23 protein-coding genes and 1 pseudogene are annotated in these 26176 nt (G+C 72.6%); 14 read left to right on the top strand and 10 right to left on the bottom strand.

Annotated elements, in window-relative coordinates:
* Positions 1-181: 181 nt before the first annotated feature.
* Positions 182-1180 carry an NAD-dependent epimerase/dehydratase family protein gene (locus tag ASF52_RS04160; protein ID WP_056168089.1) on the bottom strand — a complete coding sequence of 333 codons (999 nt, stop codon included), beginning with the start codon at positions 1178-1180 and terminating at the stop codon, positions 182-184.
* 352 nt (positions 1181-1532) lie between these two features.
* Between ASF52_RS04160 and ASF52_RS04155 the strand changes: the two are divergent.
* Positions 1533-1778 (top strand): annotated as a pseudogene (locus ASF52_RS04155) (hypothetical protein); the annotation flags it as partial.
* 87 nt (positions 1779-1865) lie between these two features.
* On the opposite strand, the gene ASF52_RS04150 reads toward ASF52_RS04155, so the two are convergent.
* A complete protein-coding gene (locus ASF52_RS04150) occupies positions 1866-2486 on the bottom strand; it encodes a hypothetical protein (RefSeq protein ID WP_056168082.1) in 621 nt (206 codons plus the stop codon).
* Positions 2487-2782: 296 nt separating this feature from the next.
* Between ASF52_RS04150 and ASF52_RS04145 the strand changes: the two genes are divergently transcribed.
* Positions 2783-3373, top strand: a complete 591-nt coding sequence (locus tag ASF52_RS04145; RefSeq protein ID WP_056168079.1) for a superoxide dismutase family protein — start codon at positions 2783-2785, stop codon at positions 3371-3373.
* A 21-nt stretch (positions 3374-3394) separates the two neighbouring features.
* Here ASF52_RS04145 and ASF52_RS04140 read toward each other — a convergent pair whose 3' ends face one another.
* Positions 3395-4984 (bottom strand): ATP-binding protein, encoded by a 1590-nt coding sequence (locus ASF52_RS04140; RefSeq protein ID WP_056168076.1) that lies wholly within the window; start codon positions 4982-4984, stop codon positions 3395-3397.
* A gap of 378 nt (positions 4985-5362) precedes the next feature.
* On the opposite strand from ASF52_RS04140, the gene ASF52_RS04135 reads away from it, so the two are divergent.
* Both ASF52_RS04135 and ASF52_RS04130 read left to right on the top strand, forming a co-directional pair.
* Positions 5363-5569: a hypothetical protein gene (locus ASF52_RS04135; protein ID WP_056168073.1), complete on the top strand. Its 207-nt coding sequence runs from the start codon at positions 5363-5365 to the stop codon at positions 5567-5569.
* A 27-nt stretch (positions 5570-5596) separates the two neighbouring features.
* Positions 5597-5878: a hypothetical protein gene (locus ASF52_RS04130; RefSeq protein WP_056168070.1), complete on the top strand. Its 282-nt coding sequence runs from the start codon at positions 5597-5599 to the stop codon at positions 5876-5878.
* A gap of 124 nt (positions 5879-6002) precedes the next feature.
* Here the strand turns inward: ASF52_RS04130 and ASF52_RS04125 are convergent, their stop codons facing one another.
* A complete protein-coding gene (locus tag ASF52_RS04125; RefSeq protein WP_056168067.1) occupies positions 6003-7013 on the bottom strand; it encodes a P1 family peptidase in 1011 nt (336 codons plus the stop codon).
* A gap of 222 nt (positions 7014-7235) precedes the next feature.
* Here ASF52_RS04125 and ASF52_RS04120 point away from each other — a divergent pair, with 222 nt between their 5' ends.
* Positions 7236-8765, top strand: coding sequence for a methyltransferase regulatory domain-containing protein (locus ASF52_RS04120; protein ID WP_056168065.1), 1530 nt, complete (start codon positions 7236-7238; stop codon positions 8763-8765).
* Between the two features lie 19 nt (positions 8766-8784).
* Here ASF52_RS04120 and rarD read toward each other — a convergent pair whose 3' ends face one another.
* Together rarD and ASF52_RS04110 are read right to left on the bottom strand one after the other, a co-directional pair.
* Positions 8785-9642: an EamA family transporter RarD gene (gene rarD / locus ASF52_RS04115; RefSeq protein WP_056168062.1), complete on the bottom strand. Its 858-nt coding sequence runs from the start codon at positions 9640-9642 to the stop codon at positions 8785-8787.
* Positions 9643-9813: 171 nt separating this feature from the next.
* Positions 9814-10158, bottom strand: coding sequence for a hypothetical protein (locus ASF52_RS04110; RefSeq protein ID WP_056168059.1), 345 nt, complete (start codon positions 10156-10158; stop codon positions 9814-9816).
* A gap of 263 nt (positions 10159-10421) precedes the next feature.
* On the opposite strand from ASF52_RS04110, the gene ASF52_RS04105 reads away from it, so the two are divergent.
* From ASF52_RS04105 to metC, 5 genes are all read left to right on the top strand, one after another.
* The gene (locus ASF52_RS04105; protein ID WP_082478887.1) at positions 10422-11522 is read left to right on the top strand and encodes an amino acid ABC transporter substrate-binding protein; all 1101 of its coding nucleotides are present in this window, start codon (positions 10422-10424) and stop codon (positions 11520-11522) included.
* A 228-nt stretch (positions 11523-11750) separates the two neighbouring features.
* Positions 11751-12911: an amino acid ABC transporter permease gene (locus ASF52_RS04100; protein WP_056168056.1), complete on the top strand. Its 1161-nt coding sequence runs from the start codon at positions 11751-11753 to the stop codon at positions 12909-12911.
* Positions 12908-14065 carry an amino acid ABC transporter permease gene (locus ASF52_RS04095; RefSeq protein ID WP_056168052.1) on the top strand — a complete coding sequence of 386 codons (1158 nt, stop codon included), beginning with the start codon at positions 12908-12910 and terminating at the stop codon, positions 14063-14065. The genes ASF52_RS04100 and ASF52_RS04095 overlap by 4 nt, the downstream gene beginning before the upstream one ends.
* On the top strand, positions 14062-14817 hold the full coding sequence (locus ASF52_RS04090) for an amino acid ABC transporter ATP-binding protein (protein ID WP_056168047.1): 756 nt from the start codon (positions 14062-14064) through the stop codon (positions 14815-14817). The genes ASF52_RS04095 and ASF52_RS04090 overlap by 4 nt, the downstream gene beginning before the upstream one ends.
* Before the next feature lie 180 nt (positions 14818-14997).
* Positions 14998-16185, top strand: a complete 1188-nt coding sequence (gene metC / locus ASF52_RS04085; RefSeq protein ID WP_056168044.1) for a cystathionine beta-lyase — start codon at positions 14998-15000, stop codon at positions 16183-16185.
* A 1050-nt stretch (positions 16186-17235) separates the two neighbouring features.
* Here metC and ASF52_RS04080 read toward each other — a convergent pair.
* The 4 genes from ASF52_RS04080 to ASF52_RS04065 are packed head-to-tail and all read right to left on the bottom strand — an operon-like array spanning position 17236 to position 20645.
* A complete protein-coding gene (locus ASF52_RS04080; protein ID WP_056168041.1) occupies positions 17236-17841 on the bottom strand; it encodes a pyridoxamine 5'-phosphate oxidase family protein in 606 nt (201 codons plus the stop codon).
* Positions 17838-18158 (bottom strand): lipid-A-disaccharide synthase N-terminal domain-containing protein, encoded by a 321-nt coding sequence (locus ASF52_RS04075; RefSeq protein WP_056097410.1) that lies wholly within the window; start codon positions 18156-18158, stop codon positions 17838-17840. The genes ASF52_RS04080 and ASF52_RS04075 overlap by 4 nt, the downstream gene beginning before the upstream one ends.
* A 4-nt stretch (positions 18159-18162) precedes the next feature.
* Entirely contained in the window at positions 18163-18888 is a 726-nt protein-coding gene (locus tag ASF52_RS04070) for a glycosyltransferase (RefSeq protein WP_056168039.1), read from the bottom strand.
* Between the two features lie 17 nt (positions 18889-18905).
* Positions 18906-20645, bottom strand: coding sequence for an ArnT family glycosyltransferase (locus ASF52_RS04065; RefSeq protein ID WP_156629961.1), 1740 nt, complete (start codon positions 20643-20645; stop codon positions 18906-18908).
* 250 nt (positions 20646-20895) lie between these two features.
* Between ASF52_RS04065 and ASF52_RS04060 the strand changes: the two genes are divergently transcribed.
* The 4 genes from ASF52_RS04060 (at position 20896) to ASF52_RS04045 (ending at position 26174) form a co-directional block, all read left to right on the top strand.
* Positions 20896-21600 (top strand): DJ-1/PfpI family protein, encoded by a 705-nt coding sequence (locus ASF52_RS04060; RefSeq protein ID WP_056168035.1) that lies wholly within the window; start codon positions 20896-20898, stop codon positions 21598-21600.
* Between the two features lie 153 nt (positions 21601-21753).
* The gene (locus ASF52_RS04055) at positions 21754-23085 is read left to right on the top strand and encodes an O-antigen ligase family protein (RefSeq protein WP_056168031.1); all 1332 of its coding nucleotides are present in this window, start codon (positions 21754-21756) and stop codon (positions 23083-23085) included.
* Complete coding sequence (locus ASF52_RS04050) at positions 23082-24251, top strand: acyltransferase family protein (RefSeq protein WP_056168028.1); 1170 nt, start codon at positions 23082-23084, stop codon at positions 24249-24251. The genes ASF52_RS04055 and ASF52_RS04050 overlap by 4 nt, the downstream gene beginning before the upstream one ends.
* 9 nt (positions 24252-24260) lie before the next feature.
* Complete coding sequence (locus tag ASF52_RS04045; RefSeq protein WP_082515182.1) at positions 24261-26174, top strand: acyltransferase family protein; 1914 nt, start codon at positions 24261-24263, stop codon at positions 26172-26174.
* The last annotated feature ends 2 nt before the right edge of the window (positions 26175-26176 follow it).

Here is a 26176-nt window from a genome sequence, read left to right as displayed (position 1 = left end):
ACCTACCAGGACCACAACTCCCCCGACGCCATGTACCGCGAGGCCGGCCTCGACGCCGAATCCATCGCCCGCACCGCCCGCGATACCCTGCCCGAGCGAAAGGCCCGGAGCGCGGCCAAGCTTGTCAGCGTCGGCCAGACCCAGCGCTGACCCGCGCCGCCCCCGATCCGTCGGGGGCGCGTCAGGCCGCGTAATACGACCGGTACCAATCCACGAAGGCCGGGATCCCCACCGACAGGGGCGTCTCCGGCACGGTGCCGACGAGGGCCCGCAGGAGGTCCGTGCTCGCGTGGGTCCGGGCCACGTCCCCGGGCGGCAGGGGCTTCAGGATCCGCTCGGCCCGCTGCCCCAGGGCCGCCTCCAGGGCGTCGATCATCGCGTCGAGGCGCACGGGCCGGCCGCCGCCGATGTTGACCAGGCGGTAGGGCGCCACCGGGCTCAGGGTGTCGAACGCCCCCACGGGGACCGTCCCGGGCGGCGTGTCCATCAGGCTGGCGATGGCCGCCACGAGGTCGTCGACGTAGGTGAAGTCGCGCTCGGCCGCGCCCTCGGCGAAGACCTCGATGGGCTCCCCGCCCAGGATCTTCCGGGTGAACAGGAACAGGGCCATGTCGGGCCGCCCCCACGGGCCGTAGACCGTGAAGAACCGGAACGCCGTGGTGGGGATGGAAAACAGGTGGCTGTAGGAATGCAGCATCGCCTCGCCGGCGAGCTTGCTGGCGGCGTAGAGAGTCAGGGGCGACACCGCCCGATCGGTCTCGCGGAACGGTGTCGTGGCGGCGCCGCCATAGGCCGAACTCGTCGAGGCGAACAGGAGGTGGCGCACGGGATGGGCCCGCACCGCCTCGATGAGGTTGGCGGTGCCGACGAGGTTGGCCTGCACGTAGGCGCCCGGATTCTCCAGGCTGTGGCGCACGCCGGCCTGGGCCGCGAGATGCACCACCACGTCGGGCCGTACCCGCGCCAGGGTGTCGAGGAGCAGGCCCGGGGTTTCCAGGCGTCCCTCCACGGCCGCGAAGGCCGGATGCTCGGCGAGCGCCGCGTGCCGGGCGCGCTTGAGCCCGACGTCGTAATAGTCGCTGAACCCGTCGAACCCCGTGACGGCGTGACCCGCCGCGAGGAGGCGGCGGCCGAGGTGATAGCCGATGAAGCCGGCGCTGCCGGTCACGAGGACGCGCATCCGATCTTTCATGCTGGTGCGGGAACGGAACGGGACGGCATGCCCGACCCTGTGCCCGATCCCGTGCGCCACCGCACCTCAAAAAACCGCCCCGTGCCGTCCATTTCGCCAGTGCGATGCACCCGGCCCGGGGCAGGCATACGCAGTGGGACTTGTTTGCGAGCGCGAGAACGCCATATATAACAGCAGCATGACGTGATCGCGTCCCGCTCGCCCCAATCCTCCCGGTTCCGCTTGGCTGAAAGTCCGCTCCGTCAGCGCGGTTCTGACGGCGAAACGAGCCGTTCGGGACACGGCGAGCGCCTTCGATCATCCCGTCGGGCCGAGGCCCGCGACACCCTATTTCCGTGAGTCGAATTCAACCATGAACCAGCTTGTCCGCATGTCCCAGGTCGGCGAGGCCGATGCGATCGCCGAGCCGTCCGCTTCCCTGCGGGTTCCCTTCGCGCAATCGGGTGCGTTCGTGTGCAAGTTCATCATCGGTGAGCCCAACGACCGCGCCGTGTGCTGTGGCGCCTCGGTGCCTGACGGCAAGAGCTGGTGCGCCTATCACCGCCGCATCGTGTTCGAGCCGGCCCGCCCGGGCCGCCTGCGCTGAGGCGCCGCACGAGCACCCGATACGTCCTTCACCCCCGCCGGGTCTCCCGGCGGGGTTTTTCGTTTGTGGCGTTGCCGCCGCGAAAACTCAATCGTCGGCGTCATCCGGATCGTAGGGCCGGTAGCCGTACAGGATGCGGCCATCGGGCGCCGCGACGGTGCTGCGGCGCACGACGAGGTAGCCCGCCGCCTCCGCCTGGCGGATGCGCCGGGCGCGCGGATCCTCGGGGAATCCGCCCGGCGGCGGGGGCGGCGCGATGAAGCCGTAGCGCATCGGACGGGCGGACGAGCGATGAGCGTGGGCCATGCGGGGCGACGCGCTGCGCAGGTCGGGCCGGGTCGGCGTCAGGGTCCGGACCGTGACGCCGCGACGGGACTCCGCCGCCACGCGGACCTTCGGCGTCCGCTGCACGGTGCGGGGCTCGACACGCGACCGCGGGGCCTCGGCGACGGTGGCCTTCGTCCTGGCCTTGCCAGCGCTCGGCTTGGCACGACGAGTGTCGGCAAGGGTCCTCTCGGCAAGAGTTCGCTCGGACTGCGGCACTTTCCCTGCCGCCCGGGCCGGCTCGGCTGCGGACTGGGCCTCCGATGCCGCGGCGGCCCGCGCCGGGGGATCGGTCCAGGCCCGCTCGGCGGGCGCGGTCTGCGCCGCAGCGGGGCCGGCGCAGACCAGGGCCAGCAGGGCGACGAGGCGGAGAGGGGTGGACATGCGGCGCTCCCGATCGAGTCCCAGCCTTCGCGGAGGGGTGCGCGAATCGCGGACGATCCCGCCCCGGATCGGACGAAACCTTAAGGAAGTGTCAACGCGGCGTCCACCGGAGGGTGCGGCCGTACCGGGGGCGGACTGCTTGCGCGAAGGCGGCCGGAGCGGCATGCCTCGCCCTGGAAACACCCCGTCCGAAGACGCCCCCCGCATCGGACGAATCGGTACGGTCCCGGATCGACCCGGGACCTTGCCTCGTTGAGGCTCAGAAGCGCCCCCGGCGTGGAGAGGAAAGCCATTCCATGAGACGCGTCCTGACGATCACCCCCCTTCTGGCCCTGCCCTTCTTGGCTCTGACAGCCGCCGCCCAGGCGCAGGAGCCGCCGGCTCAGGCGACGCCCCCGGCGCCGGCCGCCCCGGCCGCGCCGGCCGCCCCGGCCGCCCCCCAGACGTTCGAGGCCGACATCCAGAACGGCAAGGGCGAGGCCATCGGCCGGATCGCCATCCGCGACGGGGCCAGCGCCCTGGTGATGCGGGTGACCATCAACGCCGGCGGCCTGCCGCCCGGCTGGCACGGCATCCACTTCCACGCCGTGGGCGACTGCTCGGACACGGAGAAGTTCGAGAAGTCGAAGGCCCACGTGAACCACGACCAGAGCAAGCACGGCCTGCTCAACCCCGACGGCCCGGACGAGGGCGACCTGCCCAACGTCTACGCCAACGCCGACGGCTCGGTGAACGCCGAGGTGTCGAGCGAGACCCCGCTCACGGGCGAAGGCGGCTTGAAGGACGGCGACGGCTCGGCGCTCATCATCCACGCCAACCCGGACGACCACACGACCCAGCCCATCGGCGGGGCCGGCCCGCGCATCGCCTGCGCGGTGATCAAGTAGCCTGACGGCGTCGCGGCCGGATCACTCGGCCGCGAACAGGCCAGGCATCTCGGGCACGGTCGATGGCGACGGGGCCTCGCCCGTTGGCACCTTGGCGTCGCCGGTCGGGGCTTTCCCGTCCCCGAACGGGGCCTTGGGGTCGCCGGGCGCCGTCTCGCAGTTGAGGGACGGCAGGGCGACGACGCGGTTGCCGCGATAATCCATCCGACAGACGATGGTGCCCCGCGTCTCCACATAGGCGAGCAGGCGCTTGGCCCGGCCGGGCGAGCGGCTGCCGATGGCCCGGGCCAGGGCCTCGTCGCCGGGGCAGGGTTCGCCCGCCAGGGCGGCGCGGGCCAACATCAGGAACAGGCCCTGGACCTCGTCGGGAAGCGCGGCGGCGGCGGCCTGCGCCTCGTCCCACCGCGCATCCGCCTGCGACGGCTCGGCCTCGTCGAGGCCGGCACGGGCGACGCCGAGGCGACGGCGGAACGCGGCGAGGCTCAGGGATTCGCCGTCGAGGCCGCGCATGCGGCAGCGGACGAGGAAGTCCTGATACACCACCGCCACGGGCTGGCCGCCGGCATCGGGATCGGCGGCGATGCCGCGCAGGACCGCGTCGCAGCCGGCGCGGATCTCCGCCTCGCTCAAGGGTTCGGGTGTCTCCACGGGCTCGGGCCGGTAGGCGCTGAGTTCGCGCATGAGATCGGCCGGCGTGGCCCGCGGCGCCGGCGGCGTGCGGGGGGCCGGCGCCCAGGCCGGGCCGCTGTCCTCGGCCGAGCGGGTGAGGATGAGGGCGCGCAGGTCCGCGTCCGCCGGGGCCGGCAGGGGCACGAGCTTCGGGGACCCCGACCGCGCCGAGGTGGTGACGGGACCGATGCGCAGGGCCAGGGGCCGGCGGCTGAGGGCCGGGCCGAGGGCCACGAACTCGCCGCGCGCCAGATCGCGGAACCGCTCGGCGCCGCGCCGGTCGAGGCCCAGCAGATCGGCGGCCCGCGCCATGTCGATGTCGAGGAAGGTGCGGCCCATGAGGAAGTTCGTGGCTTCCGCCGCGACGTTCTTGGCGAGCTTGGCCAGGCGCTGCGTCGCGATGATGCCGGCCAAGCCCCGTTTGCGGCCCCGGCACATGAGATTGGTCATGGCGCCGAGGGAGGCCTTTCGCGCCTCGTCCGAGACGTCGCCGGCGGCGGCCGGCGCGAAGATCTGCGCCTCGTCGACGACGACGAGAACGGGATGCCAATGGGTTCGCTCGGCCTCGAACAGGCCGCCGAGGAAGGCGGCCGCCGCGCGCATCTGCGCCTCCATGTCGAGGCTCTCCAGGGTGAGCACCACGGAGACCCGGTGGGCGCGCACCCGGGCGGCGATGGCCTGGAGGTCGGCCTCGCCGTGGGCGCCGTCCACCACCACGTGGCCGTAGGCCTCCGCCAGGGTGACGAAATCGCCTTCCGGGTCGACGATCACCTGCTGCACCGATCCGGCGCTCTGCTCGAGGAGGCGCCGCAGCAGGTGCGACTTGCCCGAGCCCGAGTTGCCCTGGACGAGGAGACGGGTCGCCAGCAACTCCTCGAGGTCGAGGCGGGCGGGCTCCGCGCCCGGCCCCATGCTCAGTCCCATCTCGATGCCGACGCTCATGCCCGCTCCGGTTGCCGTACGACGGGACCCGCCCCGACGCGTCCCGGCTCTCGCACGAAAAGCTTAACACGCGCCGGGCGGGGTCGGATCGGCCCGGGCGCCGGACGTCCACAGACTTGTTCCATTCTGTTCGTCATTTGTCCCGTACCTGGGGGGATCGACGGGCAAAATCTATATTATTTTCCTAAGACTATAAGCCCAGGACGAATATCCTTGAACGATATCGCAGCCAAACCGTGAAACAAAACAAGCACGAAGCAGGATCTCGGGGCGGCGCGCGGCACGCCGGGCTTAGGCGACGGGCGATCCGGCATTTCCCTGCAGGGCCGGCGGCGCCCCGCCCTTGCCGCGCCGGGCCCGCGATCTAGGTGGTGTGGCATGAACCCAGTCCTCGTCGTCGCCCTCGTCTGCGCCTCCACCGTCCAGGCCCCGGATTGCTCCCGGGAAACGGCGCTCGACATCATCACCGGCCCGGCCCACACGCTTCAGGAATGCCTGATGCAGGGCCCGGTGCTCGCGGCCAATGCCGGCCACGGCAACGACAAGGACACCTACGTGAAGACGCGCTGCGAACCCCGGCGCTGAGACTGTAGACCGGAGACGGAACAGCCGATGGACGATGTCAGCCCCGAGCGCGCGGTGATGATCCGCCTGCGCGCCCGCCTCGCCGTGGTGGAGCGGGCGGCCTGGTTCGGCCTCGTCCAGGCCATGCGGACGCAGCCCACTGAGACGGAGGCCTATCTCACGGCCGAGCGGGCCAAGTGCGCGGACGGGTTCGGCACGCGCGGCTGGGCCGCCGACCTCACCGACGCCGAGCGCGCCCTCCTCGGCGCCGAGGTCGATGCGGGGCTCGCCAGCCTCATCACCGATGCCAGGGCGGAGGCGGAGGGCTGAGCCGGAGCGCTCTCCGGGGCTCCGCCCAGGACCCGCGAACCAGGACCCGCGAACCAGGATCCGCGAACCAGGACGCGCGAAGGGCCGGGCCCTTCGAACCCTGATCTGGCCGGGCGGCCGGGCCTCAGCCCATGCGCCCGAAGCACTCGGCCCAGGCCGACGGCATCCGCTCGAACCCCGGCAGGGATGTGGCCCGGTGCACGCCGATGGCGATGGCGCGCGCCAGGGTCCGGGCGGCGGCGTCCCCGAGGCGCGCAAGGTCGCCGACGGGGTCGGCCAGCGGCACCCGCCCCGTCGCCACGGCGAAGACCACGTCGCCGTCGAGCGGCGTGTGGACGGGGTGGATCGCCCGGGCGAGGCCGTCCTGGGCCATCACGGCGAGGCGCCTCGCCTGGGCCTTGGTGAGGATCGCGTCGGTGGCGACGACCGCGAGGGTCGTGCTGGCGCCGGCCGGGCCTGCGTCTTTGCGCGGCCAGTCGAACGCCTCGGGCGGCAGGGTCCGGGGAAAACCCAGTCCCCCGAACTCGTCGCCGACCTCGTAGGGGGCGGCCCAGAATTGCGCGCCGTCGCCCACGGTGACCCGGCCGAAGGCGTTGACGGCGGCGAGCGCGCCGACCCGGGCGGCAAGGCCCGGAACCTCGGCGAAGGCCGAGCCGATCCCGCCCTTGAGGTTGGCGGTGGCGGCCCCGGTGCCAGCGCCGACGGAGCCCAGCGCGAAGTCGACGGCCGCCGACTGCGCCGCCGCGTAGCCGAGATCCCGGTAGGGCGGGAACCGGCCCCAATCCTTGTCGCCGCCGTTGAGGAGATCGAACAGCACGGCGGCGGGCACGATGGGCACCCGGGCCGTCCCCACGGCGAAGCCGCGCCCGGCCTCGGCGAGCGCCGCCATGACGCCCGCCGCCGCGTCGAGGCCGAAGGCCGAGCCGCCCGACAGCACGAGGGCGTCGATGCGCTCCACCGTGCGCTCGGGGTCGAGGAGGTCGGTCTCGCGGGTCCCGGGGCCGCCGCCGCGCACGTCGACGCCGGCCACCACGGGCGCGTCGAAGATCAGCGCCGTGACGCCGCTGCCGAGGGAACGATCCTCGGCGTGGCCGACACGCAGGCCGGCAATGCTGGTGATGCGGTTGTGGATCATGCGGGCGCCCGGCTGCGGATCGGCCCGAACCTCGCACGCGGCGGGCGGCCAAGGCGAGGGCTCGGCTCGGTGGGGTCCGGTCTCGCGCGGGTCTCGCGTGGGAGACGGGTAGGCATCCCCCCGTCCAGAAGTTAGAGCGGTTGCAGGGGGCGGGAATCGCACGCACGCCGCTCCCTTCGCACCGGGCCGGCCTGGCTCGGGCGGCGCCCTTCGGAGTACGACATGACCACTTGGACGGCAGGCTACGTCGCCGATATCGGCTATACCCACGGCTTCTATCGCGAGCTGACCCCAGCCCTGCTGAACTTCGTCATGCTGACGCGGGGCCAGCGCGGGCCGGACCTCGACGGGCGCGCGGCCTATTGCGAGCTCGGCTGCGGCCAGGGCGTCTCCACCAACCTGCTGGCGGCGGCCAACCCCAACGTCGACTTCCACGCCACCGACTTCAACCCGGCGCAGATCGCCGGCGCCCGGGCGCTGGCGGCCGAGGCCGGCACGCCCAACGTCCACTTCTACGACCACAGCTTTTCGGAGCTTCTCCACGAGCCGGCCCTGCCGGCGGCCTTCGACGTGATCGCGCTCCACGGCATCTACAGCTGGATCAGCCCGGAGAACCGGGCGCACATCGTCGAATTCCTGCGTCGGCGCCTCAAGCCCGGCGGCATCGTCTACATCAGCTACAACACCCTGCCGGGCTGGGCGGCGGCCATGCCCCTGCGCCGCCTGCTCACGGACCACGCCGGCACCCGCACCGGCCCGATCATCCCGCGCATCGACGAGGCCGTGGCCTTCGCCGAATCCATGCGCGAGGCCAAGGCCTCGTACTTCACCCAGAACCCGGCGCTCGCCCCGCGCTTCGAGAAGATGAAGGGCCTGCCGAGGAGCTACCTCGCGCACGAGTACTTCAACCGCGACTGGACGCCGTTCTACGTCGCCGACGTGGCGGCCGAGCTGGCCGAGGCGAAGCTCAGCTACGTGGGCTCCGCCGCCCTGCTCGAGGGGGTCGACGCCATCAACCTCAATGCGGAGCAGCAGGCGATCCTGAAGGCTTGCCCCGATCCCGTGCGGCGCGAGACCCTGCGGGACTACATGGTCAACCAGCAGTTCCGCCGCGACGTCTACGTCAAGGGCGCCCTGCCCCACACGGTGCCCTCCTCCCGGGCGATCTGGACCCATCTGCGCTTCGCCCTCTCGACGCCGCGCGCCGACGTCGCCCTGAAGGTGCAGGGCAGCCTGGGCGAGGCGCAGCTGCAGGAGGAGGTCTACCGCCCGATCCTCGACGTGCTGGCCAAGGGGCCGGCCACGGTCCAGGCGATCTTCGCCGACCCCTCGGTGAAGGCCCTCGACTGGGGCAAGCTCATGGAGGCGTTCGGCATCCTCGTCGGCTCGGGCCACGTCCAGCCCTGCCCCTCCCCCAAGGACGAGGCGGCGCGCGCCAAGCGCACCAAGGCCTTCAACGCCGCCGTGACGAAGCGGGCCGAGGCCACGGAGGAGCTGCAGTTCCTGGCCTCGCCGGTGACCGGCAGCGGCGTCCCGGCCGACCGCATGGCGCAGCTGTTCCTGGCCGCGCAAGGCAGCGGGGCGGATCCGGTGCAGCGGGCCTGGGCGGTGCTGCAGGCGCAAGGGCAGCGCCTCGTCAAGGACGGCAAGCCGCTGGACGGCGACGAGGCCAACCTCGCCGACCTGCGCGAGCGCTACGACACGTTCGTGAAGACCCGCCTGCCGGTGTTCCGCCAGCTCGGGATCGCCTGACCCGAATCGGGCGGCCCGTTCAGGCCGCCCGCGCCCGGCGGGCCGCGCGGTACGCGTCCGCCGCGTAGAGGGCCAGCGCCAGCCAGATCAGGCCGAACAGCATCATCCGGTGCGGTTCGAGGCGCTCGCCGTAGGCGACGACGCTGAGCACCAGGAGGCAGCTCGGGGCGAGGTACTGCATCAGGCCGAGGGTCGCGAGCGTCAGGCGCTCGGCCGCGGCCGCGAACCAGATCAGCGGCAGGGCGGTGGTGACGCCCGTGAGCACGAGGAGGCCGGCCCGCACGGGATCGCCCGTCACCACGGGCGGCGCGAACAGGACGAGGTAGCCCAGGGCCACGGGCAGCAGCACGGCGGTCTCGGCCGCGAAGCCCACCATGGCGTCGACCCCCACCACCTTGCGCACGAGGCCGTAGAGGGAAAAGCTCGCCGCGAGCGCCAGGGACACCCAGGGCAGGTGGCCGGCCACCACCACCGCCAGGAGCACCGCCCCGGCGGCCAGGGACACGGCGGCGACCTGGACCGGGCGCAGGCGCTCGCCGAGCACCGCGGCCCCGAGCACCACGCTCATGAGCGGGTTGATGAAGTAGCCCAGACTGGCGTCCAGCATGTGCCCGGATTGGACGGCGCGCAGGTAGAGCAGCCAGTTCACGCCGATGAGGACGGCCGAGAGCACGAGGAGCCCGTGCCGGGGCCTCAGGGGGAACGGGCTGCGCACGCGGCGGCGCAGGGCCACCAGCAGGCCGGTGACGAGAACGGCCGACCAGACGATGCGGTGGGCCAGGATGCTGGTGGCCGGCACCGCGTCGAGGAGCCGGAAATGCACCGGGACCACGAGGCCCCAGCTGAGATAGGCGCCGAGCGCGTAGATCAGGCCCAAGGTCGAAGGCTCCCGCTCCCGCGGGCCGTCCCGCGGACGGGGCTTATACCAGACGGCGCGGCGTGGAACGCATCGTCGTCTGCCCGCGCGACCGCGCGGCGGCGGAGGTCCGCCGAGCGGCGCCGAGACCGGCCGTCGCCCGGGGGATCGGCGCCGCTCGGTCTGCGAGCATCAGCGCGTGCGCGACAGGGTGACGGCGGGATCGCCGCGCATGAGGGCGTTGAGGCGCTCGGTGTCGAACCCCTCCACCGCCTTCGGCCGCGCGGCCTTGGCGGTCTTCGTCGGGGCGGGCGCCCCGGACAGGGGGCCTGTGCCGGAGCCGCCCAGGGGCGAGGCCCCACCGGTGCCGAGGGAGCCCGTCGCCAGGGGGTCGGCCATCACCGGGCGCGCCAGGGTGGGCACGGGCGGTGCCGGCACCACCACCGGATGGGCGAGGCGATCGACGCAGGTGAAGCCGATGATCGTCAGGCTGACCCCGAAGAGGCCGCCCACGGCAAGGAAACGCAGGATACGCACGGCGACGCACTTCCGAGATACGCGAACAACACGAACCGCAACAGCTTTAGCCCAGGGCCGTTAACGAACCGCGCGACGCGGCGCGCCCCCGACCCGTCGATCGGCCGGGCCACGCGAATTCACCCTGGCGACGCCACCGCTTCGTCCTGTCTAGGTCCTTGGTACGGCGCGGGTTTTCCGCTCGGAAGCGGGGACCGCTTTTGCGAAACCCACCGAGCCTGCTAGAGCTCGCCCCGATCCCCCGCGAACCCCTACGGAGACGCATGCGCGTGGTTCGACCAAGGCCGGCCCTGCTCCTCGCCCTGGCGCTCCTCGGCACGCCCCTCCCCGCCTGGGCCGAGCCGGCCAAGACCGATTCAGTCAAGACCGATTCGGTCAAGACCGACGCCACCAAGACCGGCACCGGCAAGGCCGAGGGCACCCTGGCGCAGGTGAAGGCGCGCGGGCACCTCGTCTGCGGCGTCAGCCCCGGGGTGGCGGGCTTCAGCGTGCCCGACGGCCAGGGCCACTGGACCGGCCTCGACGTCGATTTCTGCCGGGCGCTGGCGGCGGCGATCTTCGACAGCCCGGAGGCCGTGCGCTTCATCCCGCAATCCTCCGCCGCGCGCTTCACCGCCCTGCAATCGGGCGAGATCGACGTGCTCGCCCGCAACACCACCTGGACCCTGTCGCGCGACACGGCGGCCATGAACTTTCCGGCGATCACCTTCTACGACGGGCAGGGATTCCTGGTCCGAAAGGCCCTGAACATCGGCGCCGTCAAGCAGCTCGACCGGGCGACCATCTGCCTGCAGCAGGGCACCACCACGGAGCTCAACCTCGCCGACTGGTTCCGCACCCGGGGCCTGACCTACCAGGTCGTCACCTTCGCCAACAGCGAGCAGACGCTCGGCGCCTACGAATCCGGCCGCTGCGACGCCTACTCGACGGACCAGTCCTCCCTCTACGGCGAGCGCCTGAAGACCGCCCACCCCGACGAACACGTGATCCTCAGCGAGGCCATCTCCAAGGAGCCCTTCGCCCCGGGCGTGCGCCAGGGCGACGACCAGTGGCGCGACATCGTCGCCTGGACGCACTACGCCATGCTCGACGCCGAGGAGGCCGGCATCCGCCAGGACAACGTGGAGCAGATGCGCCGGGAGGCCCCGAGCCCCGACGCGCGGCGCATCCTCGGCCTCGAGGGCGGCTACGGCGAGCGCCTCGGCCTGACGGCGGACTGGGTCGCCCGGATCGTCCGCCACGTCGGCAATTACGGCGACAGCTTCGCCCGCAACCTCGGCGACGGCACGCCCCTCAAGATCCCGCGCGGCCTCAACGCCCTGTGGAACCAGGGCGGCCTGCAATACGGGCCCCCGATCCGGTGAGGGGCGTTTTGCGGAACGCGGATGCGCCCCCCCTCTCCCCCCTGCGGGATGCGGCACACCTGGCATGTGGAGACGCGGGTCCCCTCTCCTGGAAGGAGAGGGACAGGGTGAGGTGTGTGGGTTCTCCGGAGAGTTCGCACACCTCACCCCAGCCCTCTCCTTCCAGGAGAGGGAGTCCGTCGCGCTTCACGCCCTCGGGCCGGGGCCAATGGCGAGGGACCTCGTCGAATGGCTGAGCCCCGCGTCTCCTCCTGGCGGGCCCTCGTCGTCCAGGCCGCCCTCGTCCTGGCACTGGCGGCGCTGGCGTATTTCGCCGCCACCAACGCCGCCCAGAAACTCGCGCGCCAGGGGATCGTGGCCGGGTTCGGCTTCCTCGAGCGCCCCGCCGGGTTCGACATCGGCCAGAGCCCGATCCCGTACGCGGCCGCGACGGCGACCTATCTCGATGCGTTCCTCGTCGGGCTCCTCAACACCCTGCTGGTGTCGGCCCTCGCCATCGTCCTCTCGACGGTGCTCGGCTTCGCCCTCGGCATCGCCCGGCGCTCGTCGAACCTGCTCGCCCGGTCGTTCGCGGCCGCCTACGTCGAGGGCTTCCGCAATCTGCCGCTGCTGCTGCAATTGCTGGTCTGGTACGTCGCCGTGCGGGTCGCCCTGCCCGCGGCGAGCGATCCCGCCGCGTGGGGCGGCGCGTATCTCAGCCAGCGCGGCCTCTTCCTGCCCCGCCCGGATTTTTCCGGATTGGCCGCCCTTGTGCCCCTGGCTTTCGCCGCCGGCCTTTTCGCGATGGGGCTCCTCCTCCGCATGAGCCGCCGCGCCGTGGCCCTGGGCCGGAAGCCCGTCCCCGTGCTGTGGCCGGGTGCGCTCCTCGGCCTCGGCCTCCCGGCCCTCGCCTGGGCCGGTCTCGCGCTCGCGGGGCATCTCGTGCCGGTGGCGTGGCCGGCGCGCGGCCCCTACGACATCGCGGGCGGCCTGGCCCTGCGGCCGGAATTCGTGGCCCTCCTCGTCGGGCTCTCGACCTACTCGGCCGCCTTCATCGCCGAGATCGTGCGCTCGGGCCTCGACAGCGTGCCGCGCGGCCAGCGCGAGGCCGCCGCCGCCCTGTCGCTCAGCGGCGCCCAAGCCCTGCGCCTCGTGGTGCTGCCCCAGGCCATGCGGGTGATCGTGCCGCCGCTGACGAGCCAGTATCTCAACACGACGAAGAACTCGTCGCTCGCCGTGCTCATCGGCTACCCCGACCTCGTCCACGTCTTCATGGGCACGGTGCTCAACCAGACCAACCAGGCGGTGGAGGTGGTGGCGATCACCATGGGCGTCTATCTCAGCCTCAGCCTCGCGACCGCCCTCCTGATGAACCGGTACAACGCCCGCGTGGCGGGGGGCCGGCCATGAGCCGCGCCGATGGGTTCTTGACCGAGGGTTACGTGCGGAAAACCCTGATCCCGCCGGCCCCGCCGCCGCGCCGCCTCGGCGGGCCCCTCGCCTGGGTTCGGACCAACCTGTTCGCGAGCTGGACCGACGGCCTCGTCACCGTCCTGATCCTGGCGGCGCTGGCCTGGCTCGTGCCCCTGGCCCTGCGCTTCCTCGTGTTCGACGCCGTCTGGACCGGGACCTCCGGCGAGGCCTGCCGGCCCGAGGTGGTGGGCCACCCGGTCGGGGCCTGCTGGGCCTTCATCGGAGAGAAAATCAACTACCTCGCCTACGGTTCCTACCCGGCGGCCGAGCGCTGGCGCCCGAACCTGTTCTTCGCCCTGCTGGCCTTCGGGGCGGGCTGGATGCTGTGGCTCGGCGCCCCGAAGCGCGCCTGGGGCGCGGCCTACCTGTTCGTGGTGTTCCCCGTCCTCGCCTACGCGCTGCTCGCCGGGATGCCGGCGCTGGGCCTCGTTTCCGTCGCCACCGGCCTGTGGGGCGGCCTCCTCGTCACCGTGGTGGTCTCGATGGTGGGCATCGTCGCGTCCCTGCCGCTCGGCATCCTCCTGGCGCTCGGCCGGCGCTCGGACTGGCCGGTGGTGCGCTACGCCTGCATCGGCTTCATCGAGTTCTGGCGCGGGGTGCCCCTCATCACCGTGCTGTTCATGGCCAACGTGATGCTGCCCCTGTTCCTGCCGGGGGACCTCACGGTGGACCGGCTGGTGCGGCCGCTCGTCGGCATCGCGCTGTTCGCCTCCGCCTACATGGCCGAGGTGGTGCGCGGCGGCCTCCAGGCGATCCCGGAGGGCCAGATGCGGGCCGCCCTGGCGCTGGGGCTCACGAAGACCCAGGCCCTGCGCGCCGTCGTGCTGCCCCAGGCCCTCAAGATCGTGGTGCCGGGCATCGTCAACACCCTCATCGGCCTGTTCAAGGACACGACGCTGGTCTCCATCGTGGGCATCGCCGACTTCATCCGCGTGCTGGAGGCGGCCCGCGCCGACCCGCGCTGGTCGGCCCCCGCCGTGCCGGCCACGGCCTACGCCTTCGCGGCCCTGTTCTACTTCGCGATCTGTTTCGGCATGGCCCGCTACGCCGGCTTCATCGAGCGCCGCCTCGCGGCGGGGGATGCGCGATGACGGACACGCCTGCCCAGAATACGCCCGCCGTGGAATTCGCGGGCGTCGACGCCTGGTTCGGCACCACCCACGTCCTGCGCGACATCGACCTCACGGTGGCGCGCTCCGAGACCCTGGTGATCTGCGGCCCCTCCGGCTCGGGGAAATCGACGCTCATCCGCGCGATCAACGGCCTCGTCGCGCACCAGTCCGGCACCATCCGGGTCGCGGGCTTCACCCTCGACGGCAGCGCCAAGGCCACCGACGCCGTGCGCGCCCGGGTCGGGATGGTGTTCCAGCAGTTCAACCTGTTCCCGCACCTCACGGTCCTGGAGAACTGCACGCTGGCCCCCCTCCACGTCCGCCGCCTCGGGCTGAATGCGGCCCGCGACCTCGCCATGGGCCACCTCGCGCGGGTGCAGCTCGCCGACAAGGCCGACCGCAGACCCGCCGAACTCTCCGGCGGCCAGCAACAGCGGGTCGCCATCGCCCGCGCCCTGTGCCTCGAACCGGAGGTGATGCTGTTCGACGAGCCGACCTCGGCCCTCGATCCCGAGATGGTGCAGGAGGTCCTCGACACCCTCACCGAGCTCGCGGGCGCCGGCACCACGCTGCTGTGCGTCACCCACGAGATGGGGTTCGCCCGGGCGGTGGCCGACCGGGTGGTGTTCATGGACGAGGGCCAGATCGTCGAGATCGCCGCGCCGGACGCCTTCTTCGACCGGCCCCGGCACCCGAGGACGCAAGGGTTTCTGAGCCGCATCCTGGGGTGAGGCGGACGGTCTGCGCGCATCCCCCTGCCTTCCGAACGGGTGGACTTGATGCGTCCGATCGATCCGAGGAAGCGAACGAATCTCCCGTCACAGGTCGAGTGCCTGGGAGGCTGACTTGACGGCCCACCCCCCGCCGGGCTGTGGTCGCCCCATCCCCAGAAGAACCGCCCGAAGGCGCCGATGTCCATCACACCGCCCCGCGATCCCGCACGCTTCGGCCCGAGCACCCGCCTCGTCCATGCCGGGCGCGATCCCTCCGCTCAGCACGGCTTCGTCAACACGCCGATCTATCGCGGCTCGACGGTGCTGTTTCCCACCTACGACGACCTCAAGCACCGGCGCGGGCGCTTCGATTACGGCACCTCCGGCACGCCGACGACGGAATCCCTGACGCGCGCCTGGAGCGAACTCGCGGGGGCCGCCGGCACCGTGCTGACCCCCTCGGGGCTGGCGGCGCTCACCGTCGCCCTCATGGCCGTGGTCTCGGCCGGCGACCACCTGCTGGTCAGCGATTCCGCCTACCGCCCCACCCGCATCTTCTGCGATGGCGTCCTGAAGCGCTTCGGGGTGGAGGTGGAGTATTACGACCCGTTGGTCGGCGCCGGCATCGGCGCCCTGATGCGCGACACCACCAAGGCGGTCCTTGTGGAGGCGCCGGGCTCGCAGAGCTTCGAGATGCAGGACGTGCCGGCGATCAGTGAAGTGGTCCATGCGCGGGGCGCCGCCGTCATCATGGACAACACCTGGGCGACGCCGCTGCTGTTCCCGCCCCATGCGCGCGGCGTCGACATCGCGGTGGAGGCCGGCACCAAGTACCTCTCCGGCGGCTCGGACCTGCTGCTGGGCCTCACCTCGGCCAACCAAAAATACTGGCCGGCCCTGCACCGGACCTTCGAGCACTTCGCCATGTGCGCAGGCCCGGAGGACGTGTTCCTGGCCCTGCGCGGCTTACGCACCATGGCGCTGCGCCTGCGCGAGCACGGCGCGCAGGGGCTCGCCATGGCGCGCTGGCTGCAAGCCAGGCCGGAGGTGGCCCGGGTGCTCCATCCCGCACTCCCCGAGGATCCCGGCCACGCCATCTGGCGCCGCGACTTCTCCGGCGCCTCGGGCCTGTTCGGCGTGATCCTCCGCCCCGCCCCCGAGCGCGCCGTGGCGGCACTGCTCGACGGCCTCGAACTGTTCGGCATGGGCTTTTCCTGGGGCGGCTTCGAGAGCCTCGTCATCCCGTTCGACTGCCGCACCTACCGCACCGCCACCACCTGGGCCCCGGAGGGCCCGGGCCTGCGCTTCCACATCGGGCTCGAAGACGTCGCGGACCTGCAGGCGGACCTCGACGCGGGGTTCGCGCGGCTGCGCGCGGCGATGTGAACCGCAGAACGCCTGCGCGCGTCCCTCATGGGCCATCGGCCTCACCACGGCAGGATCGGTCCCACCTCGAGCACCGAAATTTCTTGACAATATTCCTATTTCGTKGTTCAGTCCGGGCACTCGCCTCCCACGCGGGAGGCCCCCCGGCGAACCGGGTCGGGGGGCTCGGGGGAGGAGACGGCGCCCCGCGTCGATGGCCCGGTCNGTTCAGTCCGGGCACTCGCCTCCCACGCGGGAGGCCCCCCGGCGAACCGGGTCGGGGGGCTCGGGGGAGGAGACGGCGCCCCGCGTCGATGGCCCGGTCTCGCCATCGCCCCGGGCCGCATCGGCGACGCAAGGTGTTCTGGACGGGGAGGAGCCGTGTTGAGGCGAGGAACCGGGACCCTGGAGCACACCGAGACAACGGACGGTCCGCCCACTACGAGGCGGGCTCGGGGCTTGACCCTGATCAGTCGGCTGCCGCACCGGCGTTYCCGTAAAGGGACGTCGCGTCGCGCGGAGGTGGGCCGCTACTAGCCGAGTCGCCGAGGCCGAGAAGACGCCGTGACGAAACGGATCGGTCCCGAAAGGGGCCGGGCCGGGGGACGCCGGGAGACCGGCYAAACTTACATTCGGCTTCGAGGGCGCCGGTATCGGCCTTCTCGACGCTCTCGCGCTCGGTGGCGNGGCGGCGATCTTCTGCTCGAGGCGTGTTGAGGCGAGGAACCGGGACCCTGGAGCACACCGAGACAACGGACGGTCCGCCCACTACGAGGCGGGCTCGGGGCTTGACCCTGATCAGTCGGCTGCCGCACCGGCGTTCCCGTAAGGGACGTCGCGTCGCGCGGAGGTGGGCCGCTACTAGCCGAGTCGCCGAGGCCGAGAAGACGCCGTGACGAAACGGATCGGTCCCGAAAGGGGCCGGGCCGGGGGACGCCGGGAGACCGGCCAAACTTACAAAAACAGGGTCTCGCGGCGTCCCGCGTCTCCCGTTTCCTCAGGCCGTCCCCCGCGCCGAACCGGCGGCGGGGCGCTGGCGCGTGGGGAGCGCCCCCGGAACAAGGGGCGGCGTCACGGCGCCAGCCAGGCGCCCGTCCACCCCGCCGCCCCGCGTTCCCACCCCGCCCGGCGGTGCCCGCGCCGGTCGAGGAACAGGAAGTCGAGGCGGGTCGCCGTCACCACCACGGCGCAGAAATTCGGGCGCGCGAGGTCCAGGTCGGCGCCGTCCTCCGGCTGGGTGTAGGCGTCGCCCGCGGGCAGCGCCGTGCCGGGGGCCGGAGCGATCCCGTAGCAGGTCCGGCTCATGACCCGCGAGGCGGCCCAGGCGGCCTCGGCCACGGCGTCGTCCGTGTGGAGGCGGGCCGGCCCCGAGACCCGGATCTGGATCTTCGAGGCGGTGTCGTAGCCGTGCAGGGCGGCTCGGCCGGTGGCGGCGATCTCGCCGGCCTTGGCCGAGCGGCGGTCGCAGTGGAACCGGAGCGTTCCCGCAGCGGGATCGGCTTCGCGCAGGACCACGGTCCGCACCTGGGGGTGCCCGTCGGCGTCGACGGTGGCGAGGGCCGGCATGTGGAAGGCGTTGCGGCGCAAGGCCGGCCCCTCGTGCAGGAGGCGCCAGAGTTCGAAGAAGCTGGCGTCGAGGTCGTCGTAGAACGCCGGCAGGGGCGCGAAGGCCGTCATCGGGCGCGCCGCTCGCGCAGGATGAGGACGACGTTGCGCAGGTAGATGAAGGTCGACAGCGCCTGCCCGAAGATGATCACGGGTTCGCGCCGCACGAGGCCGTAGACCAGGGTCATCAGGCCACCCGCGATGGAGAGGAACCAGAACGCCAGGGGGATCACGCTGCGCCCCGCCCGCTCGGAGGCGAGCCACTGCACCACGAAGCGGGCGCCGAACACCGCCTGGGCGAGGATGCCGAAGACGAGCCACCCGTCGAAGCGCACCACGAAGACGTCGTAGACGTAGCCGCGGATATCCGCGGCGAGCTGGATCAGCATGGGGTCAGGGTCCCGTGACGTCGGTGACCGAAGGCGTGACCCGCTTGCGGCGGATCAGCCACCACACCCCGGCGAGATCGAGGAGGCCGACCCAGAGCCGGTCGAACAGGCCGTATTTCGAGGCCCCGGTGAAGCGCGGGCGGTCGATCACGTCGCGGTGGACCACGGCGTAGCCCTCGCGGGCCACCAGCGCCGGCATGAAGCGGTGCAGCCCGTCGAAATACGGCAGGCGGGCATAGACCTCGCGGCGCACGAGCTTGTAGCCGCAGCCGGTGTCGCGGGTGGCATCCTTGAGGATGCGGACCCGCACCCCGTTGGCGATGCGCGACTGGAGGGTCTTCAACCGGCCGTCCTTGCGCCCGACGCGCTGCCCCTGGGCGAGGCCGACGCGCGGGCCGCCCTCCTCGAGGGCCGCCAGCAGGGTCGGCAGGTAGGCCGGATCGTTCTGGCCGTCGCCGTCGAGGAGGGCGCAGATCGCCCCGCGGGCGGCGGCGATGCCGGTCTGCACCCCGGCGGACTTGCCGGCCGTGCGGTCGTGGCGCAGCACCCGGAGCCAGGGCCGGTCGCGGCGGGCGAGGTCGAGGGCCGCGGCGGTGCCGTCGGTGGAGCCGTCGTCCACATAGATCACCTCGAACGGCGCCAGGGACGCGCAGGCCGCGCCGATCTCGGCGACGAGGCTCGCGATGTTGCCGACCTCGTCCTTCACCGGCACGATCACGGAGAGACGCATGGGGGATTCCCGGGGGTTCAGGGCGTCGGTTCGGGGGCGTGGGCGTAGGCCGTGAGGTCGACCCTTCGTCCGCCGTTGATGTTGAAGCCCGAGACGGTGCCGACCGGGGCCGGCACGAACCCGACGCCCGCGGCGGCCTCGGCGAAGGCCGGGGCGAAGCGGCCCTCGACGTAGAGCAGGCGGCAGCCCTCGCCCCGGAGGAAGGCGGCGGCCTCGGCGGCCGTGTCCATCATCGCCAGATCCGTCCCGATGAGGAAGACGAAGCTCGGCTCGCGGTAGCCGAGGCTCGCCACCTTCGGCGCCGCGCAGGGCACGCGGTCGCGCAGGGCGGCGAGGCGGGGCGAGACCTTCAGGGCGGCCATCACCGGCTGGGTCAGGCCGAACACCGCCGGCGAAAGCAGGGCCGAGGCGAGGATGCCGAGGCACAGGGCCCGCTCCGCCGCCCCCCGGGCGAAGGCGCGCCAGGCGAGGACCGCCACGGCGCAGGCGGCCAGGAGCAGCGGCAGCCCGGCCCAGGGCAGCGTCCGGTCGTAGGTCCAGGCGAAGGCCGAGAGCCCCAGGGTCAGGCCCACCGGGATCAGCACCACGAGGCCGGCCGTGAGCCGCGCCCCCCGGCGTTCGGGGTCGAGGGCGCCGCGCGTCAGGGCGAGCACGGTGAGGATCGCGAGGGCCGGGAACAGGGGCAGCACGTAGTGCGGCAGCTTCGTCGGCACGATCTCGAACAGGAGCCAGGTCGGCACGATCCAGGCGAGGAGGAAGGCGATTCCCGCTTCGCGCCGGTTCGCCCAGGCGAAGGGCGCGCCGAGCGCCGCGAAGGCCGCGCCGGGCCAGAAGGTGCCGAACACCGCGAACAGGTAGGCGCCCGGTGGCGCCCAATGCTTCTCGGAGCCGCCCTGGACCTTGCTCAGCATGTCGTGGCCGACGGCCTCGCCGTAGAAGGCACCGCCGCTCTTCCAGGTGATGGCGACGAACCAGGGCGCCACGATGAGGAGCGTGAGCGGCAGGCCGAGGCCGGGCCGCAGCGCCTGCAGCCACCGGCCGGAGCGGGCGTGGAGCGACAGCACCAGGGCGGGCAGCCCGCAGAACAGGGGCACCATCGGGCCCTTCACCAGGATGCCCACGGCGAGGCCGAGCCAGAAGGTCAGGACGGTGGCGGTGCCGAGGGTCCGGCCGGCCGATCCGTCGGCCCGGCCGAGCCAGGCCCGCGCCAGGGACCCGAAGGTCGCCATGGCGCAGGCACAGAGCAGCGCGTCGGTCTTGGCGAGGCGCGCTTCGGCGGAGAGCACCACGCAGGCGGCGAACAGGGCGGCGGCGAGCAGCGCGCTCCGCCGGGGCAGGAAGGCCAGGGCCGACCAGTAGGCGAGGAGCACCGCCCCGATGGCGCCGAGCAGCGAGGGCAGGCGATAGAGCGCGATGGTGGTGCGGGCGTTCGGGATGCCGAGGGCCTCGCCGGCCCCGACGAAGGCGGCCTGGGCCCAGTAGATCCCCACGGGCTTCTTGTGGCGCGCCTCGCCCTGGAAGCGGATGTCGACGAGGTCGCCGGTCTCCAGCATCTGCTTGGAGGCCTGGGCGAAGCGCGGCTCGTCCCGGTCCATGGGCTGGAGCGAGGCGAGCCCCGGCAGGAAGCAGACGAGGCAGAGCGCCACGAGGAGGGCACAGGCCCGGCCATGGCTCAGCGCCGCGGCGTCGAGGATCGCCTGCGGCCACGCGAACAGGTCGCGACGGCCCGGGCGAGACGCGAAGGCGCGGTCGGTCATGCGGGAGGACGGGCCGGAAAGGCGGGCATGCGGCTCCAGACTGGCACGCGCCCGGCGATTCCGGTCGATGCCGCGAAGGCCGGCGGTGTCGATGATGCGGCCCGGAATGTCAAATTCCGAACGGGCCCGGGCGGGGCCCGCGAGGAAGCGAGAAAAGCGGGCGCCCGGTCGTTTCGGTCCGGATATGATGGTGCGTGTGCGTGAGCCGGGGCGCCCCGCGAATCACGCACCCGAGAACCAGGGTCCTCACATGAGCCTCCACATCGGCCTCCTCGCCTTCCCGAACGTGCAGCAGCTCGATCTCACCGCGCCCTACGAGGTGTTCGCGATGATCCCGGCGGCGACGGTGCATCTCGTCGCCGCCGGCCTCGACCCGATCCGGAGCGCCACCGGCCTCGTGCTCGCCCCCACGGTGACCATGGCCGGGTGCCCGGCCCTCGACGTGCTGTGCGTCCCCGGCGGGGTCGGGGTGAACGCCTTGATGACCGATCCGGTCGTGCTGGCCTTCGTGCGCGAACGGGCGAAAACCGCCCGCTTCGTCACCTCCGTCTGCACCGGCGCCCTGGTGCTGGGCGCGGCCGGTCTCCTTCGGGGCCGGCGCGCCACCACCCACTGGGCCTCCCTCGACCTGCTCGCGGCCTTCGGCGCGACGCCCGTGGCCGAGCGCGTGGTGCGGGACGGCAACCTCGTCACCGGCGGCGGCGTCACGGCGGGGATCGACTTCGCCCTGGCGCTGGCCGCCGAACTCGTCGGTCAGGGGGAGGCGGAAGCGATCCAGCTCGGCCTCGAATACGCCCCCGCCCCGCCCTTCGACGCCGGCACGCCGGACACGGCGGCGGCGCCGGTGCTCGCCGCGGCCCGCGCGCGCCTCGCCGCCTCCCGGGCCGCGCGCGAGGCCCTGGTGCGGTCGATCACGGGCCGCGCGCCGGAGGTCTGGGGCGAGCCGGAATCCTGATCCGGACCGGGGTCCGGCCTTTGCGGGTTCTCAAGTATTCTGCCCGCAGGATACGGAGGACGGATCGCGCTATCCTGGGTGATCCTCGGGGCCGAGTTCCTGTCCCGATGGGGGGCTTTCTCGTCCCGACACAGTTCATGGGAGTTGCAGCCGATGACCACGGGAGTCGCCGTCCCCGCGCGACAGGTGTCCGCCCGTGCGCTGGGTCCCGACGCCCTGCGCGTCACCGCCATGGTGGCGATCCTCCTCGTGATGCTGGTGGGCGCCAACCCGTTCCACGACGGCACCGCGCCCGAGAACGCGGCCTCGGGGGCGGGCGGCAACCTCGGCAACCAGATCCTGTTCCTGATCATGGGCGGCCTCGCCGGCACGATTCTCTTCGCCCGAGGCGCCGCCGCCCTGCGGCCGCTGGCCAGCCTGCCGATCCTGCTGATGCTCGCCTGGCTCGCCGTATCGACGGTGCTGTCCATCGAGCCCCTGGTCTCGGCCCGCCGCCTGGTCTCCCTCGTGATCGTCACCGCGGCGGCGGTGTCGCTTCTCGTGGCGGCGCGCGACGCGCGCCAGTTCGCCACGGTGCTGGGCGCCACGGTGCTGGGGATCGTGGGCATCAGCTATCTCGGCCTCGTGCTCGTGCCCGAGCGCGCCATGCACACGGCCTTCGACCTCATCGAGCCCGAGCACGCCGGCAGCTGGCGCGGGGTCTACGCGCACAAGAATGCGGCGGGCGCCGCCATGGGGGCGTTCGTGTTCGTCGGCCTGTTCTGGGCGGGGACGGGGCAGCGCATCCTCGGCTTCCTACTCGCGGGCGCCGCCGCCCTGTTCCTCGTGTTCACGAACGCCAAGACCTCCGTCGCCATCACGCCTGCGGTGCTCGCCCTCACCTGGTTCTGCACGTGGTCCGGGGCGACCGTCTGGCGCCGCCTCGTGCTGCTCGCGCCCCTCGCCCTCCTCCTGACGGTGACGGTGGGGTCGGTCCTGGTGCCGGAGATCGGCGCCCTGGTGGCGCGTCTGGCCGGCGACCCGACCTTCACCGGCCGCACGGAGATCTGGGAGTTCGCCGCCGACAACATCGCCAGGCGTCCCATCGCCGGCTACGGCTACGGCGCGTTCTGGGAGAGCGTGTTCTACGGCGGCGGCGCCGACGCGGCGACCTGGGTCAACCGGGCCACGGACGCGCACAACGGCTACCTCAACACCGCCCTCGAATCCGGCCTCGTCGGCCTCGCCCTCACCCTGTGGTGGCTCGTCTGGGCGCCCGTGAGCGACCTCCAGGCCCGGGCCGGGGGCCGCTCCATCGACCCCCTGACGATGCTGTTCCTGCGCCTGTGGCTGTTCATCATCCTCGTGGCGGTGTTCGAATCGGTGTTCTACCAAGCCACCAACGGGCTCTATTTCCTCCTCGTGGTGTCGGTGCTGGGCCTGCGCTACCTGGCGCGGACCCGGGTGGTCGCGGGTGGGGACCGGGCGGAAGGGGACCGGGCATGACGCCGCGCGCGGACCAGGCCGACCCCGCGGGCCCCCATCCGGCGGTGGAGCCCTTGCCGGCGCTGACCTCCCTGCGCTTCGTGGCGGCGGCCTACGTCCTCGCCTTCCACTTCGCCGGCTACGAGGCAGGCCGTGCGGCGATGCCCGATGCGGTCTTCCTCGGTTACTCGGGCGTGACGTTCTTCTTCCTGCTGTCGGGCTTCATCCTGGCCTACAACTATCAGCGGGTGGACCTGTCGCCGCGCGCCGCGCGCCTGCGCTTCCTGCGCGCGCGGGTGGCACGGGTCTATCCCGTCTACCTCCTGGCCCTCGCCATCGGCTTGCCGTGGTTCGTCGTCTGGACGGCGAAGGTCGTGCCCCCGCTCCAGACCCTGATGGCCTCCGGCGCGGTGCTGGCGCCGCTCGGCCTCCACGCCTGGGTGCCGGGCGCGGCCTGCTCCCTCGACTGTCCGAGCTGGTCGGTCTCGGCGGAGCTGTTCTTCTACGCCCTGTTCCCCCTCCTCCTGCCGCTCGCCCTCAGGCGGCCGGGCCCGACGGCGCTCGTCACCCTCGCGGCCTGGGCCGCGTCCGTCGCCCTCGCGATCCTGGCCTGGAACCGCTTCGCCCCCGGCCTCTCCCTCATCGCGCCGACCACGGACGCGGCGACCCTCCTGGCGCAGGCGATCAAGTACAATCCCCTGCTGCGCCTGCCGGAATTCGTGGCCGGCCTGCTCCTGTTCGTCCTGTGGCGGCGGGTCCGCCTGCCCCTCGGGGTGCTCCTCACCTGGGCGGGAGCGGCGGCCCTGGCTCTCGTCGCGGGGGTCGAGACGATCCCCGAGCCGCTCATGCACAACGGGCTCACCGCCGTGGTCTGGGCACCGGTGATCCTGGCCGGCGCCCAGGTCCGCTCCGGCCCGCTCACGGCCGGGTGGTTCGTCTTCCTCGGCCGCATCTCCTTCGCCCTCTACCTCCTGCACGTGCCCGCCTACGCCTTCGTGTCGAGCCTCGACCGGACCGTCCTCGCCGGCCGCCTCGCCGGCACGCCCTGGCTCACCGTCGCGCTCGCGACGCTCCTGTCGCTCGCCGCCGCGAGCGCGGTGCACCTGGCGATCGAGGAACCGGCGCGCCAGCGCCTCCTTCGGCCCCGCGCGCCCGCGCGCGAGGCGGCGCCCCTGCCCTCGGCCTGACGAACCGGCATGTCGCAGCTCCCTCCGCAGGCCCATTCGCTCACCCTCGCGGCCGGTCCGCCTTCGGCGCCCCTGCACATGGCCTATCGCCCGGACATCGACGGCCTGCGCGCGGTGGCCGTCCTTGTGGTGCTGTTCTTCCATGCCGGCGTGCCGGGCCTGTCCGGCGGGTTCGTCGGCGTCGACGTGTTCTTCGTGATCTCGGGCTACGTGATCACCCGGGGCATCCTCGCCGACGTGGCGGCGGGCCGGTTCTCCCTCGTCCGGTTCTACGAGCGCCGCATCCGCCGCATCCTGCCGATGCTGGTGGCGACGATTCTGGCCACCTACGCCCTCGCCCTGCTCTATCTGCCTCCCGGCGCCATGGACGATTACGCCCGCAGCGTCGTGGCGGCCGCGGCCTTCGCCGCCAACGTGTTCTTCTGGAAGACCACCGGTTACTTCGACCTCGAGGCGCAGACCCGGCCCTTGCTGCACACCTGGTCGCTCTCCGTCGAGGAGCAGTTCTACCTCGTGGTGCCCATCGCCTTGCCGCTGCTCCTCGCCCGCTCGCGGCGGGTCGCGGCGGCGGCTCTTCTCGCGGCCCTGCTGGCCTCCCTCGCCCTCGGCATCGTCCTGACGAACAGCGCGCCCGGCGCCAACTTCTACCTCCTGCCCACCCGCGCCTGGGAACTCCTCGTCGGTGCCCTCCTGGCCTTCGCGGCCGACTGGACGCCGCCGCGCGCCCTGCGCGAGGCCATGGCGACGGGCGGCCTCGGTCTCGTCGCCACCGCGGTCCTGGCCTACGACGAGGCGACACCGTTTCCCGGCCTGAACGCCCTGGCGCCGTGCCTCGGAGCAGCCCTCCTCATCGCCGCCGGGAATGGCCCGACCGCCATCGGCCGGGTCCTGTCGGCGCCGCCCTGCGCCGGCCTCGGGCGGATGTCCTACGCCCTCTACATGGTGCATTGGCCCGTGGTGGTGTTCGCTCGCTATGCCCTGCTGCGCGAGCCGGCCGGGTGGGAGATCTGTGCCGTCGTCGCGGCCTGCCTCGTCTTCGCCTACGCCGCCTGGCGCTGGATCGAGACGCCGTTACGGTATGGGCGATCCACCGGAACACGGGACGGTCATCGTCCGCTCTTCGCCGCCACGGCCGCTGCCCTGACGGTCCTCGCGGCCCTCGGCCTCGCCGGCACCCTCGCGGAGGGCTTTCCCGCGCGCTTTCCCGACATTCGGCCGGGCGCCCTCGCGGCCCTCGAGCGGGCGGGCTGGAAGGGCGGGCGCTGCTTTCTCGAGAACCAGCGCGTCGCGGACTGGGCGGGAGCCGAGTGTCTGCTGGCCCGGGACGCGCCCGCCACCGCCCTGCTGTGGGGCGATTCCTACGCGGCCCATTACGTGCCCGGCCTCGTGCGCAACGCCCCCACCCTGAGCCACGCCATCCTCCAATACACCTTCGCCGGCTGCCCGCCGCTCCTCGCCTACGCCTCGCGGGCCAAACCCGGCTGCCGGGACTTCAACGCCCACGTCTTCGAGATCATCCGCGCCTACGGCATCGACAGCGTGGTGCTGGCCGCCCGCTGGGACCTCCTGCCCGCCCGGACGCTGGCCAACCTGCCCGACACCATCGCGCGTCTCACGGCGGCGGGGGTCGCCGTCTCGGTGATCGGCCCCTCGCCGCTGTTCGCGTTCGACGTGGGCGTGCTGGGCGCGCGCGGCGCCGGCACCCGGGTCGACGGCTCGGCGGCGTGGTTCGCCCACCGGGGCGATCCGGCGATCCGACGTCTGTCGGCGAAGGCCCGCTTCGCCGACCCCCTGCCGACCTTCTGCGACGGCCCCCTGTGCCGCTACCGCGCGGACGGCACCGACCTGTTCCTCGACACCGGCCACCTGTCGCAGGCGGGCAGCGAGCGGGCGGTGCGGGCATATTTTCCCCTCCTGCGCTGAGC

This window comes from Methylobacterium sp. Leaf112 (assembly GCF_001423295.1).
GTDB lineage: Bacteria > Pseudomonadota > Alphaproteobacteria > Rhizobiales > Beijerinckiaceae > Methylobacterium.
The sequence above is the reverse complement of the archived record's forward strand: the minus strand, read 5'-3'. Positions and strand labels throughout refer to the sequence as shown.

Bases quoted from the DNA above. Each gene is read 5' to 3' on its own strand.
- ASF52_RS04075 (WP_056097410.1), bottom strand. From the start codon at position 18,158: ATGCTGATCCAGCTCGCCGCGGATATCCGCGGCTACGTCTACGACGTC.
- ASF52_RS04100 (WP_056168056.1), top strand. From the start codon at position 11,751: ATGGCTGAGCCCCGCGTCTCCTCCTGGCGGGCCCTCGTCGTCCAGGCC.
- ASF52_RS04090 (WP_056168047.1), top strand. From the start codon at position 14,062: ATGACGGACACGCCTGCCCAGAATACGCCCGCCGTGGAATTCGCGGGC.
- ASF52_RS04080 (WP_056168041.1), bottom strand. From the start codon at position 17,841: ATGACGGCCTTCGCGCCCCTGCCGGCGTTCTACGACGACCTCGACGCC.
- ASF52_RS04120 (WP_056168065.1), top strand. From the start codon at position 7,236: ATGACCACTTGGACGGCAGGCTACGTCGCCGATATCGGCTATACCCAC.
- ASF52_RS04050 (WP_056168028.1), top strand. From the start codon at position 23,082: ATGACGCCGCGCGCGGACCAGGCCGACCCCGCGGGCCCCCATCCGGCG.
- ASF52_RS04095 (WP_056168052.1), top strand. From the start codon at position 12,908: ATGAGCCGCGCCGATGGGTTCTTGACCGAGGGTTACGTGCGGAAAACC.
- ASF52_RS04140 (WP_056168076.1), bottom strand. From the start codon at position 4,984: ATGAGCGTCGGCATCGAGATGGGACTGAGCATGGGGCCGGGCGCGGAG.
- ASF52_RS04105 (WP_082478887.1), top strand. From the start codon at position 10,422: ATGCGCGTGGTTCGACCAAGGCCGGCCCTGCTCCTCGCCCTGGCGCTC.
- ASF52_RS04145 (WP_056168079.1), top strand. From the start codon at position 2,783: ATGAGACGCGTCCTGACGATCACCCCCCTTCTGGCCCTGCCCTTCTTG.
- ASF52_RS04045 (WP_082515182.1), top strand. From the start codon at position 24,261: ATGTCGCAGCTCCCTCCGCAGGCCCATTCGCTCACCCTCGCGGCCGGT.
- ASF52_RS04055 (WP_056168031.1), top strand. From the start codon at position 21,754: ATGACCACGGGAGTCGCCGTCCCCGCGCGACAGGTGTCCGCCCGTGCG.
- ASF52_RS04150 (WP_056168082.1), bottom strand. From the start codon at position 2,486: ATGTCCACCCCTCTCCGCCTCGTCGCCCTGCTGGCCCTGGTCTGCGCC.
- ASF52_RS04135 (WP_056168073.1), top strand. From the start codon at position 5,363: ATGAACCCAGTCCTCGTCGTCGCCCTCGTCTGCGCCTCCACCGTCCAG.
- metC (WP_056168044.1), top strand. From the start codon at position 14,998: ATGTCCATCACACCGCCCCGCGATCCCGCACGCTTCGGCCCGAGCACC.
- ASF52_RS04160 (WP_056168089.1), bottom strand. From the start codon at position 1,180: ATGCGCGTCCTCGTGACCGGCAGCGCCGGCTTCATCGGCTATCACCTC.
- ASF52_RS04065 (WP_156629961.1), bottom strand. From the start codon at position 20,645: ATGACCGACCGCGCCTTCGCGTCTCGCCCGGGCCGTCGCGACCTGTTC.
- ASF52_RS04070 (WP_056168039.1), bottom strand. From the start codon at position 18,888: ATGCGTCTCTCCGTGATCGTGCCGGTGAAGGACGAGGTCGGCAACATC.
- ASF52_RS04130 (WP_056168070.1), top strand. From the start codon at position 5,597: ATGGACGATGTCAGCCCCGAGCGCGCGGTGATGATCCGCCTGCGCGCC.
- ASF52_RS04125 (WP_056168067.1), bottom strand. From the start codon at position 7,013: ATGATCCACAACCGCATCACCAGCATTGCCGGCCTGCGTGTCGGCCAC.
- ASF52_RS04060 (WP_056168035.1), top strand. From the start codon at position 20,896: ATGAGCCTCCACATCGGCCTCCTCGCCTTCCCGAACGTGCAGCAGCTC.